Annotated in this window: 13 protein-coding genes and 2 tRNA genes; 6 read left to right on the top strand and 9 right to left on the bottom strand. The window is 39.8% G+C overall.

Annotated elements, in window-relative coordinates; all coding sequences use genetic code 11:
• Positions 1 to 335: 335 nt before the first annotated feature.
• The 9 genes from ACYQ3L_RS15650 to ACYQ3L_RS15610 all read right to left on the bottom strand — a co-directional run bounded on the left by ACYQ3L_RS15650 (position 336) and on the right by ACYQ3L_RS15610 (position 9,333).
• The gene (locus ACYQ3L_RS15650) at positions 336 to 1,427 is read right to left on the bottom strand and encodes a site-specific integrase (protein ID WP_380001363.1); all 1,092 of its coding nucleotides are present in this window, start codon (positions 1,425 to 1,427) and stop codon (positions 336 to 338) included.
• Between the two features lie 269 nt (positions 1,428 to 1,696).
• Positions 1,697 to 1,781: transfer RNA gene (locus tag ACYQ3L_RS15645), tRNA-Ser, on the bottom strand.
• Between the two features lie 106 nt (positions 1,782 to 1,887).
• Positions 1,888 to 2,607 carry a LytR/AlgR family response regulator transcription factor gene (locus tag ACYQ3L_RS15640; RefSeq protein ID WP_380001365.1) on the bottom strand — a complete coding sequence of 240 codons (720 nt, stop codon included), beginning with the start codon at positions 2,605 to 2,607 and terminating at the stop codon, positions 1,888 to 1,890.
• Entirely contained in the window at positions 2,604 to 3,710 is a 1,107-nt protein-coding gene (locus ACYQ3L_RS15635) for a sensor histidine kinase (protein WP_380001367.1), read from the bottom strand. Before ACYQ3L_RS15635 ends, ACYQ3L_RS15640 begins: the two co-directional genes overlap by 4 nt.
• 313 nt (positions 3,711 to 4,023) lie before the next feature.
• A complete protein-coding gene (locus ACYQ3L_RS15630) occupies positions 4,024 to 5,244 on the bottom strand; it encodes an ABC transporter permease (protein ID WP_380001369.1) in 1,221 nt (406 codons plus the stop codon).
• A gap of 126 nt (positions 5,245 to 5,370) precedes the next feature.
• A complete protein-coding gene (locus ACYQ3L_RS15625) occupies positions 5,371 to 6,123 on the bottom strand; it encodes an ABC transporter ATP-binding protein (protein ID WP_380001371.1) in 753 nt (250 codons plus the stop codon).
• A 4-nt stretch (positions 6,124 to 6,127) separates the two neighbouring features.
• Positions 6,128 to 7,345: an efflux RND transporter periplasmic adaptor subunit gene (locus tag ACYQ3L_RS15620; protein ID WP_380001373.1), complete on the bottom strand. Its 1,218-nt coding sequence runs from the start codon at positions 7,343 to 7,345 to the stop codon at positions 6,128 to 6,130.
• Positions 7,346 to 7,426: 81 nt separating this feature from the next.
• On the bottom strand, positions 7,427 to 8,755 hold the full coding sequence (locus ACYQ3L_RS15615; protein WP_380001375.1) for a TolC family protein: 1,329 nt from the start codon (positions 8,753 to 8,755) through the stop codon (positions 7,427 to 7,429).
• A 23-nt stretch (positions 8,756 to 8,778) separates the two neighbouring features.
• Positions 8,779 to 9,333, bottom strand: coding sequence for a hypothetical protein (locus tag ACYQ3L_RS15610; protein ID WP_380001377.1), 555 nt, complete (start codon positions 9,331 to 9,333; stop codon positions 8,779 to 8,781).
• A 267-nt stretch (positions 9,334 to 9,600) separates the two neighbouring features.
• On the opposite strand from ACYQ3L_RS15610, the gene ACYQ3L_RS15605 reads away from it, so the two are divergent.
• The 6 genes from ACYQ3L_RS15605 (at position 9,601) to rho (ending at position 20,051) form a co-directional block, all read left to right on the top strand.
• Positions 9,601 to 12,435 (top strand): TonB-dependent receptor, encoded by a 2,835-nt coding sequence (locus ACYQ3L_RS15605; RefSeq protein WP_380001379.1) that lies wholly within the window; start codon positions 9,601 to 9,603, stop codon positions 12,433 to 12,435.
• A gap of 49 nt (positions 12,436 to 12,484) precedes the next feature.
• Positions 12,485 to 14,008 (top strand): hypothetical protein, encoded by a 1,524-nt coding sequence (locus ACYQ3L_RS15600; protein WP_380001381.1) that lies wholly within the window; start codon positions 12,485 to 12,487, stop codon positions 14,006 to 14,008.
• Positions 14,009 to 14,279: 271 nt separating this feature from the next.
• A complete protein-coding gene (locus tag ACYQ3L_RS15595; protein ID WP_380001383.1) occupies positions 14,280 to 17,237 on the top strand; it encodes a PEP/pyruvate-binding domain-containing protein in 2,958 nt (985 codons plus the stop codon).
• Between the two features lie 19 nt (positions 17,238 to 17,256).
• Positions 17,257 to 17,658 (top strand): septal ring lytic transglycosylase RlpA family protein, encoded by a 402-nt coding sequence (locus tag ACYQ3L_RS15590; protein ID WP_380001385.1) that lies wholly within the window; start codon positions 17,257 to 17,259, stop codon positions 17,656 to 17,658.
• A 243-nt stretch (positions 17,659 to 17,901) separates the two neighbouring features.
• Positions 17,902 to 17,975: transfer RNA gene (locus ACYQ3L_RS15585), tRNA-Cys, on the top strand.
• A gap of 165 nt (positions 17,976 to 18,140) precedes the next feature.
• Positions 18,141 to 20,051 carry a transcription termination factor Rho gene (rho, locus tag ACYQ3L_RS15580; protein ID WP_380001387.1) on the top strand — a complete coding sequence of 637 codons (1,911 nt, stop codon included), beginning with the start codon at positions 18,141 to 18,143 and terminating at the stop codon, positions 20,049 to 20,051.
• Positions 20,052 to 20,237 lie beyond the last annotated feature (186 nt).

The following is a 20,237-nucleotide window of genomic DNA, read 5'->3' as shown; positions in this document are numbered from 1 at the left end:
CATGAACATGCGCTTTGTCTCTTCTAATTGAAAGTTACCAGTTTTCGCAATGAGACGTTCAGCGAACGTTATGTTATATCTAAACGGAAATTCATCCGTTAAAATTCTAAATTCTGATGCAAAGATAGTGATTCCAGTCAAATTATTGCTGGAATTGATCCTGAACTATTTGTGGTTACAGATTTTTAATAGGAAAGTTTTGACAAATAAGATACAATATATCCGGTAGTTTTCGTACCTTTGTATCCATTAAGTCGCTCTTAATGTATTGTTGAAAACGAAGCTAATCAGCGAATAATGATAGCTGGTTTCTAAATCGTTACCTATCGGCAACGTCAACTTTGTAACACACTGAAATACACTTGATTAAGGGACTCTCTGTATCTTGCTATATGGAAGCTCAATTCTTTATCAATTCCGCATAAAGAACCGATTTCCTTCAAATACGCATTTACCTTTTGATTACTTGGAACCGGAAGTACACGATCATCCGATAATGCTCCCTCATATTTATCCAGTATCCTTTGAGGAATATCAAGTAAAGGAATAGTAAAAGACACTCCTGTTTTCTCTCTTTTTCCTATTAGCCAGAGTTTGTCATCAAATGATATACGAATATTTTCTTTTCGCAAATTTTTCACATCGATGTAAGCCAATCCGCAAAAACAGGAGAAAATAAAAATGTCCCGAATCTGATCCAGGCGCTTTATCGTTATCTTCTTGTTGATGATAGATTCTATTTCGTTTTGTGTTAAATAACCTCGGTCGACTTTCTTAATCCGGATCTTATAATTTATAAATGGGTCACTCTTTAACCAGCCATTATTCTTGGCTATAATAACAATCCGTTTGAAAAACTGCATAAATTTGGCTGTTGTATTCGGATTACAACCAGCTGTGGTCAAGAGGTAAACTTCAAAATCAGTTATAAAAATAAAGTCGATTTCTTTTAAGGCAACATCCGATCGATTGTATTTTTCTTTGATGAAAGAAGTTAGATGTTTTCTGGTAACTTCGTACTTTTGGTAAGTAGCCTTACTTTTATTTATGCCGATCAGTTTCTCAACATCTTCATTATGCTTCCTAAAAAGATCAAGCAGCATCTGTTGTTGGATCTCAACACCAAAGAAGATGTTTTTAATACGTTCAGGACTGACAGAAACTTCTCTTTCAAGTAGTTCTCTGTAAATCTTAGTCATCGTTGCTTTGATACTATCAAGCACTGAGTTTGAGTTAATGACTTCCTGTGTTTTCCCGACAAGCTTACTTGCCGTTACATTCCATAATTTAGGATCAACATCAACCTTTGTTCCAAACTGGATCGATTTTCCATTCACGGTAATTCGTCCCATAACCGGCATCTTACCGTTTGCCTTTAATCCATTCTTTTTTCCATAAAAAAGGATACTGAATGTGGTCTTTTTCATAACTCAAAATTTAATTTAAAAAATACATTCAACAATCAAATAATGAGATAAATACAGACTTCCAAAAATGGACTTCAAACTGCCCAAATCAGACAAATCGTAACCTGTTTTGATTTTCTGACAATAGGTTACGAATAGGTTACGCAGCTATGTCAAAAAATGGCTTTTTTATGGCTTCTATATGAAATGGGGATAAACGAAAAAGTCCCACAAATCACTGATTTGTAGGACTTTCCTTGCTTTTGACTTCTTTTGTCTTAGCCTTTCCGCGGAGAGAGAGGGATTCGAACCCCCGGAACCTCGCAGTTCAACGGTTTTCAAGACCGCCGCAATCGACCACTCTGCCATCTCTCCAGTGTTTATCCTAACACTGTGCTTTTCCTAAAAAGCGATGCAAAGATATGTACTTTTTTCTAATTCCAAAATAAATATCAGCCTTTTTTGCGATAAATCTGCATCATTAAAAGAAATGCTTGTTGAGGAAATCCATGAATTTTACCTTATATGATTCGGACACAGGAATATATTCCTTTCCGAACACAACACAGTTTCTTTCTATCGTTTTTATCTTATCCAGATTAACAATGAAAGAGCGATGCACCCGCATAAACTGCTTTTCGGGAAGCTTCTCCTCCAGTGATTGCATACTCATCAACGAACTAACCGGCTCCTTCTGATTTTCCAGATGGAACTTTACATAATCCTTCTGATTTTCTATATAGAGAATATCATCAAATTCTATTTTTTCCATCCTGTAGCCCGATTTCACGAATATACTCGTCGCAGTGGATGTAGAACTATCATTTGACGAAGCGGCTGTCAACTTAAACCATTCCAATGCTTTATTCGCTGCCTGAAGAAACTCTGTATAATTAATTGGTTTCAATAGATAGTCCAGTGCATTTAGCCGGAAACCGTCCACAGCATACTGGTCATACGCAGTTGTAAATATAATCTTTGTAGTAGGAGGGAGGGTCTTGGAAAATTCCAGTCCTGTTATCTGAGGCATGTTTATATCCAAAAACAATACATCCACATTCCCATTGCTTATGGTATCCATAGCAGACAAAGCATTGTTGAAAGTCCCGGTCAATTCTAAAAAAGGAGTTTTAACAACGTATGTCTTCAACAAATCTATTGCTAGAGGCTCATCGTCTATTATTACACATCTCAGTTTCATAACACATTATTTTCTTTTCCAAAATCGATCCTTAATAAAGTAAAGAAACTATTTGTCCGTCTCTCTGCGATAAATTCATGCCTGTTAGGATATAAAAGATCGAGCCTTTTGGACAGGTTAGTTAAACCAATACCGGAATTATGCTCTTCCATATTCATTTTTTCTTCTCTTTCCACAAGGCTGTTCTCCACCGTGCAAAGCACTCCTTTTCCCGGATCTACCAAAATACTAACATCGATAAAACTTTCTTCACCATTATTTATCCCATGTTTAAAAGCATTCTCTATCAGGGTGATAAACATTAATGACGCAATCATATCATGGCTGCTTTTGCCGTCTATCAGCACATTCAGTTTCACGTTAGCACTAAGACGGAGCTTCATTAAATCAATATAATTCTGAGTAAACGTCAATTCCTTATCCAAAGGAACAAATTTCTCATCATTATCGTACATCACATATCGTAAAAGATTACTGAGCCTATGGACGGCATCCTGTGCCCTGTTCTGATCGATGGCGATCAGTGAATATATATTATTCAGTGTATTAAAAAGAAAGTGAGGATTAAGCTGGCTTCTCAAGTTACGCAAATCGGCCTCTAACTGAACACTTTTCGACTTCTCAAAATTAATAGAATCCCGATACCAGCGAATAGTTGTTTTTATTGCCACAGCGAGCCCTATCACAAAAATAATGGATACATAATCGAATACGAAACGCATCAGAATTGGTGGTCCACCATGTTTGCCTTCCGGGAATCGGCCCATATGGAGAGGTCTCTTCTGCATGCCTTGTTCCATACTCTCTATTACCTGCGGATCAGGTCGCATGGATTCTGATATAAAAGTCTGAAGAATTACCAGAACGATTATAAGTGCTATATTTGTAATAACGTAAAGAGCGAACTTCCTAGTGAACAAGTACTTTTCTATCAAATAAGAATAGTTTGCATAAAACAATATGGCAAATATCCCCATGCGGATAACATAATTATAATAAGGTTTATAATCGAATGTCCCTTCACGCGAAATCAAATACATCGGAACCAGCAATGCAATCGTCCATATAATGATGTGTGGAAATATTTTTATAAAGTTTTTCATGTTTATATCATTTTAAAATACAATAAGTTAACTTTAGACACCTTAAGATCGAATTCACATTTGTTAACCGTTTTTCGTTAAAAAGTAACAAACGTAACGTTTTTTTCAGTTATCAGTGAACAGTCATCAGTTAACAACTTTATATCTCGTATCTCATATAACTTTCAACTTACTGCTTGTTAAAAAGTAACAAAGGTAACACATTATTCATATTTTGTTACTGTTACTTTTTCCGAAAACCAATAACGAAATCAAATATCTCTGTACTTATAGCACAAACGTATAGATAAACAATTCTAGAGATAATTCACCCTTATTCATATCTCAGAGCTTCGATCGGATCAAGGTATGATGCTTTTTTTGCAGGATACCAGCCGAAGAAAATTCCCGTTGCAGTACACACAATGAAAGACAATACAATAGTATATACCTGGATGCTGATAGGCCATGCCAGCAGATAATTTACCATAAAAGCACTGCTGACGCCGAGTATCACACCGATAACCCCTCCTGTTACGCTCAGCAGGATAGCTTCGATCAGGAACTGCATCAATATATCCACACCTTTGGCTCCGATAGACATACGCAGCCCGATTTCACGGGTACGTTCAGTTACAGATACATACATGATATTCATAATGCCTATACCACCGACCAACAGCGATATACCGGCAATGCATGCCAGAAGGATTGTCATCATATCCGTTGTGGAACTCATCATGGAAATCAGCTCTTTCTGTGAACGTACATTGAAATCAACTTCATCATTCGCACCTATTTTATGACGCTGCCGTAAAATGTTTTCTATACTTGTTATAGCATTCTCTGTCACATCCTCTGTTACGGCAGAGGCCGATATGGACTGAATGTAAGTAATGGCCAGAATACGCTTCTGAACTGTCGTATAAGGGGCGATTATCAGGTCGTCCTGATCCATCCCCATCGTATTATCACCTTTGGAGGTAAGTACACCTATTACCTTAAAAGGTATTTTGTTGAAACGGATCGTCTGCCCAACAGGGTCTTCACCGTTTGTAAACAAATTATCTACAACAGTCTGTCCTATTACGCAAACTTTTGCAGAAGTCTTAACATCTCCTTCACTAAACATTTCGCCCTGGGCAATAGTATATTTGCGGATATCGAGATAGGACGGGTTTACACCATAAATGGAAGTAGGAGAGTTGTTAGCCCCGTAAATCACCTGTCCCGAAGACTGTACTTCGGGCGATGCTGCCGAAATATATTCGGCCTGTTCCACAATAGCCTCATAATCTTCGAGTTTCAGTGTCTGCATACTCGATGCGCTCTGTCGTACTCCGCCAAACTGACCTGTTCCGGGACGGATATTTATCATATTCGAACCCATCGTGGATATCTGATCCTGTATACTCTTCTTCGAGCCTTGTCCTATTGCAAGCATGGTAATAACGGCCGCTACACCGATTATAATACCAAGCATGGTAAGGAATCCCCTGAACTTATTACCGCTCAGCGCCCGGAGAGCTATTCTGAATAGATTTACTAGATTCATAACTTTAATATGCCAATTTTTAATATACTAATGTGCCAATATTTTTTAACGAAAAGTGAAGGACGAAAAACGAAAAATATTTTTCACTTTCAAATTGGCACATTGGCGTATTATCTCATTATTTCATTAATTATCTTCTTTCGGCAGTTTTGCTAAAAACTCCTTTGCCAACTGAATATTTTCATTATACTTATCCTCCTTGATACTACCATCGCGAATAACAATATTGCGACTGCTGAATGCCGAGATTTCAGGATTGTGTGTTACAAATATGATTGTACGTCCCTCTTCGTCATGCATACGTTGCAGTACGGAAAGAATTTCGAAAGATGTACGGGTATCGAGGTTTCCGGTAGCTTCATCAGCCAGTATTATTACGGGTTCATTTACCAGTGCCCGGGCAATAGCCACACGTTGCATCTGACCTCCCGACATCTGATTGGACTTATGGTTCAGCCTGTCACCCAATCCGACTTCTTCCAAGGCCTTTATAGCACGCTGGTGGCGTTCCTTTGCCGAAACATCGGGGTTGTACATAAGGGGTAATTCCACATTTTCCACAGCTGTAGTCTTCGCCAGCAGATTATAAGACTGGAATATAAATCCTATCTTACGGTTGCGTAGTGTAGCCCTGTCATTCTTTCCCATTTTGCGGACAGAAATACCGTCAAGGTAATATTCTCCCTCTGTGGGTGTATCCAGACAACCCAATATATTTAACAAGGTAGATTTTCCGGAACCGCTGGTACCCATGATGGTCACAAATTCGCCCTCCTGTATGCTGAAGCTGATGCCCCGCAAGGCATGAACCGTTTCATCGCCTACAACATAGTCGCGTTTCAGATTTTCTACTCTTATAATTTCCTTATTCTGATTCATTACATTATCTCCTTCTGTTGCCGCCCGGACGCTGAGGCATAAACGGGCTCGATTCGCCATTTACTTTTTCAGGCTCGGACATACTGCTATTTGTCTCTTGCGAAATACCTGTAACAACTACTTCTCCCTGATTAAGTCCTTCCTTTACAGATACATGTACGCCATCAGTAGTTCCTACTGTTACCTGTTTTGGTGAAAGTGTATTTCCCGATTTTACCCAAACTACTTTCTTTGTTTTATCCTTCAGATCGAACTGCAGAGGCTGCCCCAACGTCAGGTCTTTAAAATTCTTCATTATATCGGGCTCAGGATTGAAGCGCAAAGCCTTAGATGGTACTACCAACACGTCTTGTTCTTCCTGTGTATAGATATTGACACTGGCTGTAAGTCCCGGTTTCAGTTTCAATTCGGGATTCGGAGCGTCTATAACGACTTCATATGTAACAACATTCGATGTTGTTGTAGCTTCGAGCCTTACCTGTACCACTTTTCCTTCAAATTCATCATCAGGGAAAGCATCCACTGTAAATGTTACACGTTGTCCTTCTTTCACACCGCCTATATCAGCCTCGTCCACATTGGCGATCACCCGCATCTTTGTCAGGTCGTTAGCTATGGTAAACAGGGTAGGGGTGCTGAACGAAGCGGCTACGGTTTGCCCTTCTTCTACCGCGCGGGATATAACTACGCCGTCGATAGTAGATGTGATGGTTGCATATCCCAGATTGGTTTGTGCTTTCAGTACAGCGGCCTTCGATGAAGTTACAGCCAACTGTGCCGTCTGATATGCCGATTCGGCATTTTCCCAGTCTACCTTGCTTATAGCTTGCTTTTCCCACAGACCTTTCTGACGGTCGTAATTTTGTTTTTGTAATGTAAGCTCAACCTGTCTTGTCTGTAGATTGGCATTCGCGTTTTCCAGTTCCGACACAAGCAGCCTCTTATCCAGCTCGGCCAGTACTTGTCCGGCTTTTACTTCTGAATTAAAATCCACATATATTTTGGATATGACACCCGATACCTGTGTACCTACTTCCACAAGTGTGATCGGTTCTATAGTACCTGTCGCGGTAACAGCGATCGAGATATCACCTTTTTCTACCTTTGCTGTGTCCAGTATAATCGCAGAACCTTTTGTTGACGGCAGAAGGAAGAATATCCCTGTAGCCACAATTGCTATTACGACTGCAATAATCAGGTATTTTTTCAATTTCTTGTTCATAATTAGTTACGAGTTACGAGTAAACGAGTTACAAGTTGTTTATAATCTGTAAAGAGTTAATTGTCAACTATTAATTAATAATTATAATGCGATTTCCTGTCCCTGATAAAAATTAAGTAATTTGAGACTTACCAACGCCGTATATTTAGCTTGCAGCAAATCCTGCAAAGCATTGGCATAATTATTTTTTTCGGTCGTCAGTTCAACTGTATTGCGCATTCCCAGCGCATATTGTTCCTGCACCAGTTCATAGCTCAATTTGGCCGAATTAAGTTTGTCTTTTGCCGCATTGTATTTACTTTGTCCAGATACCGCATCCTGATACAGGTTTTCTATTGTCGACAGCAATGTCTTTTGTGTATCGATAAGATCCAGTTCAGCCATTTGAATATTCAAATCGGCTTTCTTTACATTCGACCGGTTCTGTTTATTATCAAATATAGGGATGCTGACCGTCAGTCCCACACTCTGATTGAAATTACGCCCTATCTGTGTCGCAAATGAGGGACTGCTGTTGAATATATTTCCTGTACCGATACTTCCCGATACGGATACTGTCGGTAAATAGCCCGCTTTGGCAGACGATTTGTTGAGTTCTGCCAGTTTTATATTTGTTTTGCCGCTGGCAATTTCCGGCATAATATTCAAAGCCCTCTGATAAACTTCATATTTTGAAGGGATAAAAGATAATATGTCCTGATCGGCAATCCGTGGAAAATCGATATCCATTTCTTCGTCATAATCAAGCTCCAGCAGTTGTTTTAATTGCAGCTTATAAACCTCAAACGAATTCTGAGCCTGCACCAGATTATATTTATCGGCACTGTATTGCGCTTCCACCTGCGCATATTCGCTCCGGGTTATACTACCGGCATCAAGAAATATTTTAGTCTGTTCCAATTGAGCGGAATCTGAAGCGACTATATTTTCATTGTTTTTTATCGATTCCCTGCTGTATAGTATTTGCAGGTAGGCCTGAGTTATAGCTATTTCAATATTGTTCCGGGTATTCTGGGTATTCAGGTTCTGCATCTCTTTCTGCAATTGAGCCTGCTTTATATCATTCCTGTTTTTTCCACCGTTGTACACAGTCCAGTTCGCATTCAGGGTATATTGCCCGTTGAATAGACCTTCGTACCTGTAATCCCCGTTTCCGTCCGGCGACTGGGAATTGGTATATCGCTGTGAGACACTTCCGCTGAGGGAAGGGAACAATGCGGCCTTGGATTGCGAAATATCCACATCGTAAGTTTCTGCTGTAATGTCCGATTTTTTCACCTGAATATTTTCCTGCCGTGCATAATCGATGCAATCCCGCAAAGTCCATTTCTTTTGTGAAAAAGCAATGGCTGGTATAAGAACACCAACCATTACCAAACCAAACAATCTTCTAATATTATACGTGTTCATAAAATATCTGATTCATGAAATTATCAAAACATATCCTCATCCGGCATATCCGGACGGCCTCCGCCATCATCGGGTCTTTGTGCAGGCGGCTGTTGCCTGTTGCCCCTTTCGGGTCTGCCTTGCCCTCTGAACTCTATATTCTTCTTACTAGCGGAGAATATATCATATTGCTCTTCAGATAGGATAGAACGATACTTCTTGTCATATCTTTCTTCTTTCTTTTTTATCTTTTCGTCTATTTTAGCCATCTTCCCGAAAAGTTTCTGTCTTTCTTTTTCCGCCATTCCCGGATTTTCGGAATCTATTTTCAATTGCTGCTTTTCCTGCATCAACTTGGAAATATCCTTACGTTCATTGGTTATTTCCTTTCCCAGTTTTTCGCGTTGTTCCAGTGTTAGGCCCGGGATTTCGGGCATCCCCATTATCATAAAACTATCCTGGTTTTGTCCCTGACCGTTCATCATAGGCGGACGGCCTCCCCCTCGGCCACCCTGAGGCCTGCCACCACTCATTGGCGGTTGTGCAGCCAAAGCGGAGCATATAAGAATGAATGTTGCTGTTAGAATTGACCTTTTCATAATTCTTATTTTTATTTCTATCTCAAAATTAGGAGGAGGAAGGGTGACAAACAAAGCTAATCGACAGACAGGCAGATTCCATAGAAGTATAAGCGTTTTCGCATGATAAAAGGGAAGTATTCGCTGTTAAGAATATTACGAAATACTTAACCGTAAAGAAATAATTTCTTTGTCCAACCTTATTTTTTATGTAGCGTTTCTGTAACAAAAATACAAGTGCTTTGTATTGTAAAATTCAAAGAAAATATATACAAGGAAATTAGGAATATGTTTAAACAACGTAACTATTTATTAAAAGCTTTTTTTGCGGTATTTATATTACTATCAGCAAACACTCTGTCGGCACAGACAATAATAAAGGGATCGGTAAAAGATGCAAAAACACAGGAAACTTTACCCGGAGTAGCCATATCTGTAAAAAACTCCACAATAGGAGTTATAACAAATGAAAACGGTGACTACGAACTCAATGTTGGCCCCGGGAAATATACCATAGTAACATCTTATTTATCCTATCAGCCAATGGAAATCACAGATGTGGAAGTGAAGAGAGGCGAACCTACTATAGTAAACATTCCCATGAAAGAATCGGAGCATGCCCTGGGTGAAGTATATGTAGTAGCAATAGGCCGTATAAACTCGGAAGTATCTCTCCTGAGTTCAATAAAGAAATCCAATGCGGTTGTAAACGGAGTGTCCTCACAGCAAATATCGAAAAGTCAGGACAGAGATGCATCGGAAGTAATAAGACGTGTCCCCGGAATTTCTATCATGGACGATAAGTTTGTAGTAGCCAGAGGATTATCCCAAAGATATAATAATGTGTGGGTAAATAACAGTACAATACCCAGTTCGGAAGCGGACACACGTGCTTTCTCATTCGATATCATCCCCAGTTCACAGATAGAAAACATAATGATTGTAAAATCACCGCAACCGGAACTGCCCGCCGATTTCTCGGGAGGTTTTATCAAGGTGGAGACTAAAGGAATTCCCAGTGAAAATTCAATACAGATAAATTATGGTCTCGGCATCAATACTCAGACTCAGTTTAAGGATTTCAAATACAGCAAAGGCAGCGGAACCGATTTTCTTGGTTTTGACGACGGAATGAGAAGTTTGTCAAGTGCCTTTAATTCAGGACGAATCGACAATGCTAATGCAGAGCAAGTAAATAACCTGGCAAAGAACGGATTCAATAACGATTGGTCTGTAAAGACAAAAAATCCATTACCCGACCAACGTTTAGGTTTCGTTATCAACCGTAAATATACCGGACAGGATAATAGTATGTGGGGGCTTATCGCGGCATTGAACTATAGCAATACAAGCAAGACATATACAGATATGGAAAACTCCAGATACGGCGTATATGATTCCGATAATGACAAACCATATTTTACATTTAAATACAAGGACAATCAGTATAATAATGACGCAAGGGTAGGGGCTTTGGCTAATCTTATATATATGCCGAACGACAAGCATCGTTTCGAATTCAGGAATATAGTAAATCAGATAGGGAAGAACAGATATACCGACCGCGAAGGATATCAGAACACAAGTGGATTTTACGGGCAGCGCAAAGCCGAATATATCTACAGTAGCCGCCTGGCCTATTCGGGACAATTAGCCGGAAAACATACCCTAACCGATAAAGACAATCTGGACTGGGTCACAGGTTTTTCCTACAGCAACAAGAACCAGCCGGACAGGCGTATTATCAACTGGGAAGAAAACGGATATTCCGGAGATGCCCATTACAAAGAATACCAAATAGACCAGAACGATATAACCCGGGACTATAATAAACTGAATGAATATAGCTATACTTTATCGACAAATTATACACATGATTTTTCGTTCGACAATGGCTTCAAACCTTCTGTAAAAGCTGGAGTATACGGCGAATACAGAGACAGGAATTACAATACACGGTTTTTTAAATACCGCTGGATACCTGAAAACCTGCCCGATGATTTCGGTTACAGAGATGCCATTTCAGGAATACTGATTCCGGAAAATTATGGCGCAGATAAATTATACGCTTATGACGATACCGACAGGCTTAACGATTATTCGGGTACGAATACACAGGCAGCAGGATATGTAGGTTTCAACATCCCGTTCAGCAAGTTCAATATTTACACCGGTGCCCGTCTGGAGCACAATAAGATGTCGCTGAAAAGCTATACAACCATCTCCGGGGACAAATCGAAGACAACAGATTATTCATATACAGATATATTCCCGTCGTTGAATGCTTCATATAATCTTACAGACGACCATCTGGTACGCGTGGCTTACGGACGCTCTACCAACAGGCAGGAATTCAGGGAAATATCATCTTCTTCATATTATGATTTCGACCTGTTCAGTTTCGTATCGGGTAATCCGGATCTGAAACCCGCTTATATCGACAATTTTGATATCAGATACGAGTTTTATCCTTCGTCTTCGGAAATATTCTCCGTAGCCCTGTTCTACAAACGTTTTAAAGACCCTATCGAATGGACTTACCTTGACGGGGGAGGAACCTATATCTATACATTCAAAAATGCGGATAATGCAGATAATTACGGTATAGAAGTAGATATAAAAAAGAAACTGGACTTTATGGGACTGAAAGATTTTTCCCTGACATTCAATGGCTCATTGATAAAAAGTAAAGTGAAATTTAAAGAAAACTCGGGAGCAAATTACGACCGTCCGATGCAGGGACAATCCCCCTACCTGATAAATGCGGGTATATTCTATCAGAATGAAGTCCTCGGACTGAACGCAACAGTGCTCTATAATATTATAGGTAAACGTATTGTGGGAATCGGCCGTATATCCACCTCTTCAGGCACTTCTATCAACAATGATATACCTGATATGTATGAAATGCCCCGCAATGTACTCGACCTGACCGTGACTAAAAAACTGGGTAAACATTTCGAGCTGAATGCCGGAATAAAGGATATCCTGGCTGCAAAAGCAAAGTATGCACAGTTTCCAAAATTTGTAGACAAGGATGGTAATACTCAGGAGAGAGAGCAAATAACGAAGGAATATAAAACCGGACAAAATATTTCATTAACAGCCAGATACTCATTCTAATTATACATATAGTTATCAAACAGTAAAACATTTATTAATAATATTGATTATGAAAACTTTAAGTTTATTTAAAAGCGCATTTTTTATTGCATGTATAGCGTTATTTCCGGCATGCTCGGATAGTAATGATGACACGGGCGGAAATGGCGGAGAAGAGACCGAACAAATCCTGTTTAATAACGGAACAGAAATCGGTAACGGAGAACAAAGTTTCGTTATAAAAGAAAGCCATACCATTAAGAAAGGAACTTACGTACTCAAAGGCTGGGTATATATCGAAGACGGAGCCACTCTTACAATAGAGCCGGGGACAGTCATAAAAGGTGATAAAGAGACTAAAGCTGCTCTGATAGCCAGAAAAGGAGGTAAGTTAATAGCTAAAGGAACAGCCTCCGAACCGATTGTATTTACATCAAATCAGGCAAAAGGAAGCCGTAAACCGGGTGACTGGGGAGGTATTATCCTATGCGGTAGGGCTAAAAACAACATTGATATTGTTGCCGGAATGCCGATAGAAGGAGGTCCTGTAGCTCCTCATGGTGGTAACAATGACGATGATAACTCAGGTATCGTCAGTTACGTGAGAATAGAATATGCCGGTTTTCCGTTTGCCACCGATCAGGAAATAAACGGTCTCACAATGGGATCGGTAGGTCGCGGTACACAGATAGACCATGTACAGGTGTCTTATAGTAACGACGATTCTTTTGAGTGGTTTGGCGGAACAGTAAATGCAAAATACCTTGTGGCATACCACGGATGGGATGACGATTTCGATACCGACAATGGATATTCAGGTAAATTACAGTTCCTTCTGGGAATAAGAAATCCTAAAATTGCCGACCAGTCATTATCAAATGGTTTCGAATCTGATAACAACGCCAACGGTACAACTGACGAACCATATACTAAAGCTGTATTCAGTAATGTTACTCTGATAGGCCCTATGGGACAGGCTACGGATTTCGCTAATACCACACAGTATATTGCAGGTGACGGACTGAATCCTAACAATGGATCGAGATTTGGCATATTTCAGGCAGCAATACAAATTCGCCGCAATTCACGCCTGAATCTCTTTAATTCTGTTGCTACAGGATATCCGGTAGGTCTATTACTGGACAACCAGAAAGGTACTACTCAAAAATGGGCTACAGACGGCATACTTAAATTACAAAACAATGTATTTGCCGGAATGGGAATCACAGGTTCCGATATCAACAAGCAGGCTAATGGATGGACAGACCAGTTATCTACAGACGGCACGAATGTTACCGATGCTACAAAGGCTTCATTCTCCAGTACATTCTTCAACCTGACTGCCAACAATAACAGAGCTCTGACAAATATATCAGACCTGAAGCTAAGACAACCTAACAGTAAAGAAGCTAATCCTAACTATGGGCCTGTTGCAGGAAGCCCGGTTCTTGGCTTAGGCGCATTTACAGATGCCACGCTGAACGATCCGTTCTTTACTAAAGTAAATTATTCGGGAGCTTTCGCCAGCGACTCTGATAATGACAACTGGCTGAAAGGATGGACAAATTTTGACCCTCAAAACACTACTTATTGATATTATTTCATTTTTCATAGAAAGGGACGGTTATACTTTGTAACCGTCCCTTTTTTATATTTGATATGGAGTAAAAAAAGACTTATTTCGTCTAGAATATTGAAAGATATAGATTAAAAGAATAAGAGAAGCTGAGCATATTTTATATCCGGCTTCTTTTTTTGCATTATATTTGTTGCTTATATATCATCCTGATAAACGAAAGTATGCCGGAAAATATTTTACTAAAGACAGACTGGCAACTCGTAATTAATAACTGTAACTGTTTTCTATGAAACGAATACCAGATATCAAAGATTTCCGTATCAAAGACACTTCATTCGCAAACCTGATGAATAAACGAATCTACAATGTTTTGCTGATAGCGACCAAGTATGATTCATTTATTCTGGAAGACGATGGGCGTATCGATGAACAGATATTCAATGAATATACATCCCTTAACCTGAACTATCCACCCCGTTTTACACAAGTAGTTACTGAAGAAGAGGCTCTGACCGAACTTATTGAGAATCACTACGAACTTATTATCCAGATGCCGAATATGGATGAAACCGATATGTTTGCCACGGCAAAACATATAAAAGAACATTTTAATGATATACCGTTTGTTGTTCTTACCCCGTTTTCCAGAGAAGTGACCAAGAGGCTGTCGCAGGAAGACCTGTCCGGCGTAGATTATGTGTTTAGCTGGCTCGGCAATCCCGATCTACTACTGGCCATCATAAAACTGATAGAAGACGCGATGAATGCCGAACATGATACGGAAAGTGTAGGTGTACAGATTATCCTTCTTATCGAAGATTCGGTACGGTTTTACTCATCGGCACTGCCAACCTTGTTCAAAATAGTTATGGAAGAGTCGAAAGAATTTTCGAAAGAAGCCCTGAACGAACACCAGCAAATGCTGCGTATGCGCGGCCGGCCGAAAATCATGCTTGCCCGTACTTATGAAGAAGCTGTCGGGATATATACCGAATATAAAGATAATATACTTGGCATTGTGACCGATATGAGTTACATGCACGAAGGCACAAAGGATAAGCTTGCAGGCTATAACTTTGCCAAATGGGTAAAGACCAGAGACCGCTTCAAACCAATCGTTTTCACTTCATCCGAAATATCCAACAAATTATATGCCGACGAATTAGGATGCAGTTTTATCGATAAAAATTCGAAAAGCTTTCCCCGCGATTTAAGAAAACAGGTTGTAAATAATTTTGGTTTCGGCGACTTTATAATTATAAATCCGGATACAGAAGAAGAAATATTCCGCATCCGTAACCTGAAGGACTTACAGAAGAACATATTTAATATACCTACCGATTCACTGGTATATCATATGTCTCACAATCACTTTTCACGCTTCTTCTACTCCCGTGCACTGTTCCCGCTGGCAGAAGGACTCAAGAAAATAGATATTTCGGACTTCGACAATGTAGAAGATGCCCGCCAGATTATCTATGATATGATAATAAAATACAGGCGTATCAAGAATTCGGGAATTGTGGCCGTATTTGATAAAGACAGGTTCGATGAGTTCTCCAATTTTGTGCGAATGGGTGATGGTTCTATAGGGGGGAAAGGGCGTAGCATCGCATTCATGGACAATATTGTAAAAGAACACACGGAACTGAACAATGATGAGAATATTGCAGTGAGAATCCCCCGTACAGTGGTTATGTCCACCGACCTTTTTGACGAATTTATGGAAATAAACGACTTATACCCCATAGCTTTATCGGACAGGCCGGATGATGAGATCCTCCGTTATTTCCTCAAAGCAGGGTTGCCCGACCGCCTGATTGAAGACTTCATGGCATTTCTGGATGTAGTAAAAGCACCGGTAGCCGTACGCTCATCAAGTTTATTGGAAGACTCCCATTATCAACCCTTTGCAGGTGTGTATTCCACATACATGATACCATTACTGCCCGATAAATACGAAATGCTGGGTCTTTTAGGAAAAGCAATTAAAGCCGTTTATGCATCCGTATTTTACAGAGACAGCAAAACATATATGGTAGCCACACAAAACCTGATTGATCAGGAAAAAATGGCAATTGTATTACAGGAAGCTGTAGGAAGCCGTTATGGAGACCATTTCTATCCTACATTATCGGGGGTTGCCCGCTCGCTTAATTTTTATCCTGTAGGCAATGAAAAACCGGAAGAAGGCATTGCAAATATTGTATTGGGGCTGGGCAAATATATTGTCGAAGGCGGAGTCAGCCTACGCTTTTCACCTGCCCATCCGCATAATATAATACAATTAAGTTCTGTAGATTTCGCATTAAGGGATACACAACGCTTCTTCTATGCGCTGGATATGAAAGATACAGAAAAGGAGTTTTCTACGAACGATGGCTTTAACCTGTTGAAACTGAATCTGAAAGATGCCGAGAAAGACGGCTCTATCAAATATATATCATCTACATACGATCCTGTAGACCAGGTAATCTATGATGGTTACTATGAAGGAGGACGTAAAATCTTATCGTTTGTTAATATATTGCAACACAATGTTTTTCCTTTGGCTGAAATACTGAAACAAACGCTGAGAATAGGCCAGGAAGAAATGGGGCGGGCTGTGGAAATAGAATTTGCCGCCGACCTGAAAGACAAAGGGGAAGGTACTTTCTACCTTTTGCAGATACGTCCTATTGTACAGAACCGCGAATTGCAAAGTGAGGACCTGTCGCAAATAAAGCCCGAACAGGAAATACTCCATTCTACCAGCGCCCTCGGACATGGTGTAACCAGCGATGTTTACGACATAGTTTATGTGAAAACCAAAAGTTTCAGTGCAGCCAATAACCAATTGATTGCCATAGAGATAGATGCTATAAATAAAGAATTTCTGGATAATGATAAGAACTATGTGCTCATTGGCCCGGGAAGATGGGGGAGCAGCGATCCCTGGCTGGGAATACCGGTACGTTGGCCACAGATAAGTAACGCACGTGTCCTGGTAGAGATTGCACTGGATAACTATAAGATAGAACCAAGTCAGGGTACGCACTTTTTTCAAAACCTGACATCCTTTGGAGTCGGCTATTTTTCCATCAATCCGTTTTTACAAAATGACGGACTGTTTGATGAAGAATACCTGAACAGTCAACCGGCCGTATATGAAACAGGATATCTGCGCCATGTCCGTTTTTCTAATCCTGTTACAATAAAAATAAACGGAAAGAAAAAAATCGGTGTTGTGTTAAAACCGGAGTAACTAAGTAATTATTAACCTTATGAAGAAAACGGTATTCGGACTCTTTTTGCTTTTTGTCGTTTTAGTGGCTAATGCCCAGCATACAGGAAAGGCAACATTCTACGGAACAAAGTTCAATAACAGAAAAACTGCCAGTGGAGAGATATACAGAAAGGATAGCATGGTATGCGCCCATAAGACATATCCTTTTGGAACGATGCTAACGGTGAAAAACCTTCATAACGACAGGGAAGTTGTTGTACGGGTAATAGACAGGGGGCCTTTCAGAAAAAAATTCATCATAGATTTATCTTATGCCGCTGCTAAAAAACTGGATATATTAAGCCGGGGCGTTGCTAACGTGATGGTATCAGAATATAAAAATAATTTGCCCTTACCTTTTACAATTTATATGTTCGATACGTTAAAGCTTCAAAAATAATGAGAGAATCTGAATTATTTTTATTAGATTTGAAATTAACAACTAAATTGCAGTGAACATTTGAATAAAATCAGTATTTGCATATCATCCTAACTAGTAAGTAAATACGAGATCTGATAATAATTGATAATCTTTTGCGTTCTATATTATAACCGGAGAGAGCCTTGGTTTCGGGATAAAAAAATTTATAAAAACTTGCCTGTTGAATAAATTGTTATATCTTTGCATTCGCTAACCGAAAATGGTTCCTTGGCCGAGTGGTTAGGCACCGGTCTGCAAAACCGTTGACGGCGGTTCGAATCCGCCAGGAACCTCCAAAAGAGCAAACTTTTTGGCATTATGATAATTAATCATTTTGGGTTATTATCTTCTAAAAATAAGATCCATAATAATATTATAATAGTATTTAAACTACCAAAAGATCATTCCTTAATTATTTTTTGAAATACATACAAAATCAATATAATTTAATATAGATATACATGCGTATATATAACATTCTTGAGCTCAACGAAAAGCTCACAATAGAACTAAGAACTATCGCTAAAGAACTTGGAATCAGGCGCCCCGATGCTTATAAGAAGGATGAGCTCATCTATAAAATATTAGATGAACAAGCTATCATGGAAGCTAAAAATAAAAATTCGGAGAGCTACCAAAGTGAAGATAGAATAGAACAACAGCAGAAAAAATCGCAAGCTGCTGCAAAAGGAAAACAAAAAGCCCAGAACCAAGCAAAAAAACAGGATCAGCCCCCTAAACCTCAAAGCACACCACCTGCTCCGGGAAAGGAAAAAATGGCAGCAGTTCAGCCACCGAAAAAAGAGGAGGCTCCGAAGCCAAAACCTCAGGAAGAGATAAAAAAAGAAGTCAAACCGGAACCGGTAAAAGCACCTGTAGTAGACAAAAAAGATATCCCGGCACCTGTCGCAGCTACAGAAAAAGCTCCGCAAAAAGAAATTATTGTTAAAAAAAACAATAATGCAGAACCTAAGGAAAAGGAGAATAAACCCGAAGCTGAAGTTAAACCACAACAACCGGCAGCAAAACCGACTCAACTGGTTTTCCGTTCAAACAAAGTGAGAGAAGAAGAACCACAGGAGCCTATCCCGGGATTACCTTTGCTTTCCCCTTTAGAAGTGGATTCGGAAGTAGCCCCTGTTGAAATCGTAGTACCGGAAACTCCTGCAAAACCCACCGGAAAGCAGAACCAACAACATAACAATAATAATCAGAAGCAAAATAACCAACAACAAGACAACAAGCAATTCGATTTCGAAGGTATCCTAAATGCTATAGGCGTACTCGAAATCATGCAAGAAGGCTATGGCTTTTTGCGTTCATCTGATTACAACTACATGTCATCACCTGATGACGTATATATTTCCCAGTCGCAAATCCGTTTGTTCGGGTTAAAAACCGGAGATATCGTAGAAGGACCTATCCGCCCGCCAAAAGAATCGGAAAAATTCTTTCCACTGGTAAAAGTTGACAGAATCAACGGGCGCACTCCGGACGAGGTTCGTGACCGTGTTCCGTTCGATCACCTGAAACCACTTTTCCCGGATGAAAAATTCAAGTTGACAAAAGGGCGCAACGATAACTTATCGTGTCGTGTCGTGGATTTATTTTCACCGATAGGAAAAGGGCAGCGCGGGCTTATTGTTGCCCAGCCAAAAACAGGTAAAACCACATTATTGAAAGATATAGCGAATGCCATTGCCGACAACCATCCGGAAGTATACATGATAGTGCTTCTTATTGATGAACGTCCGGAAGAGGTAACAGATATGGAACGCAGTGTAAACGCCGAAGTAATTGCTTCTACATTCGACGAACCGGCAGATCGCCACGTGAAAATTGCCGAAATAGTGCTCAATAAGGCTAAACGTATGGTAGAATGCGGTCATGACGTTGTTATCCTGCTCGACTCCATTACCCGCCTGGCGCGTGCATATAATACAGTACAACCGGCATCGGGTAAAGTACTGACAGGAGGTGTGGATGCTAACGCCCTGCATAAACCGAAACGCTTCTTCGGTGCTGCCCGTAATATAGAAAATGGGGGTTCACTCACTATCATAGCTACAGCACTTACCGAAACAGGTTCCAAGATGGATGATGTTATCTTCGAAGAATTCAAAGGTACAGGTAATATGGAACTTCAACTCGACCGTAAACTGTCCAACAAACGTATCTTCCCTGCTGTGGATATCATTGCATCCAGTACACGTCGCGACGACCTGCTGCTTAGCAACGATACACTCAGCCGTATGTGGGTATTGCGCAATTTCTTATCGGATATGAATTCGGTAGAAGCAATGCAATTCCTCGAAAATAGATTGAGAAAGACAGTAAACAATGAAGAATTCCTCATTTCAATGAACGACTGACAGAAGATATTTATAACATTAAATACTGAAAGCAAGGGAAAAAGGTTTAACTTTACCCTTGCTTTTTCTTTTATAAATAAACAAAGGGCAATTTTATCTATATGTCAGATAACTAAAACAAGTTATCATTACCGGATGTTTACATAGATAGGCCGTAGAAAGGAATGTTCATACCTATTTTTTATC

The organism is Dysgonomonas termitidis, from assembly GCF_054657735.1.
Note: the sequence above shows the minus strand (reverse complement) of the source record. Positions and strands in the feature narration are given on the sequence as shown.

Bases quoted from the DNA above. Each gene is read 5' to 3' on its own strand.
- ACYQ3L_RS15650 (WP_380001363.1), bottom strand. From the start codon at position 1,427: ATGAAAAAGACCACATTCAGTATCCTTTTTTATGGAAAAAAGAATGGA.
- ACYQ3L_RS15640 (WP_380001365.1), bottom strand. From the start codon at position 2,607: ATGAAACTGAGATGTGTAATAATAGACGATGAGCCTCTAGCAATAGAT.
- ACYQ3L_RS15635 (WP_380001367.1), bottom strand. From the start codon at position 3,710: ATGAAAAACTTTATAAAAATATTTCCACACATCATTATATGGACGATT.
- ACYQ3L_RS15630 (WP_380001369.1), bottom strand. From the start codon at position 5,244: ATGAATCTAGTAAATCTATTCAGAATAGCTCTCCGGGCGCTGAGCGGT.
- ACYQ3L_RS15625 (WP_380001371.1), bottom strand. From the start codon at position 6,123: ATGAATCAGAATAAGGAAATTATAAGAGTAGAAAATCTGAAACGCGAC.
- ACYQ3L_RS15620 (WP_380001373.1), bottom strand. From the start codon at position 7,345: ATGAACAAGAAATTGAAAAAATACCTGATTATTGCAGTCGTAATAGCA.
- ACYQ3L_RS15615 (WP_380001375.1), bottom strand. From the start codon at position 8,755: ATGAACACGTATAATATTAGAAGATTGTTTGGTTTGGTAATGGTTGGT.
- ACYQ3L_RS15610 (WP_380001377.1), bottom strand. From the start codon at position 9,333: ATGAAAAGGTCAATTCTAACAGCAACATTCATTCTTATATGCTCCGCT.
- ACYQ3L_RS15605 (WP_380001379.1), top strand. From the start codon at position 9,601: ATGTTTAAACAACGTAACTATTTATTAAAAGCTTTTTTTGCGGTATTT.
- ACYQ3L_RS15600 (WP_380001381.1), top strand. From the start codon at position 12,485: ATGAAAACTTTAAGTTTATTTAAAAGCGCATTTTTTATTGCATGTATA.
- ACYQ3L_RS15595 (WP_380001383.1), top strand. From the start codon at position 14,280: ATGAAACGAATACCAGATATCAAAGATTTCCGTATCAAAGACACTTCA.
- ACYQ3L_RS15590 (WP_380001385.1), top strand. From the start codon at position 17,257: ATGAAGAAAACGGTATTCGGACTCTTTTTGCTTTTTGTCGTTTTAGTG.
- rho (WP_380001387.1), top strand. From the start codon at position 18,141: ATGCGTATATATAACATTCTTGAGCTCAACGAAAAGCTCACAATAGAA.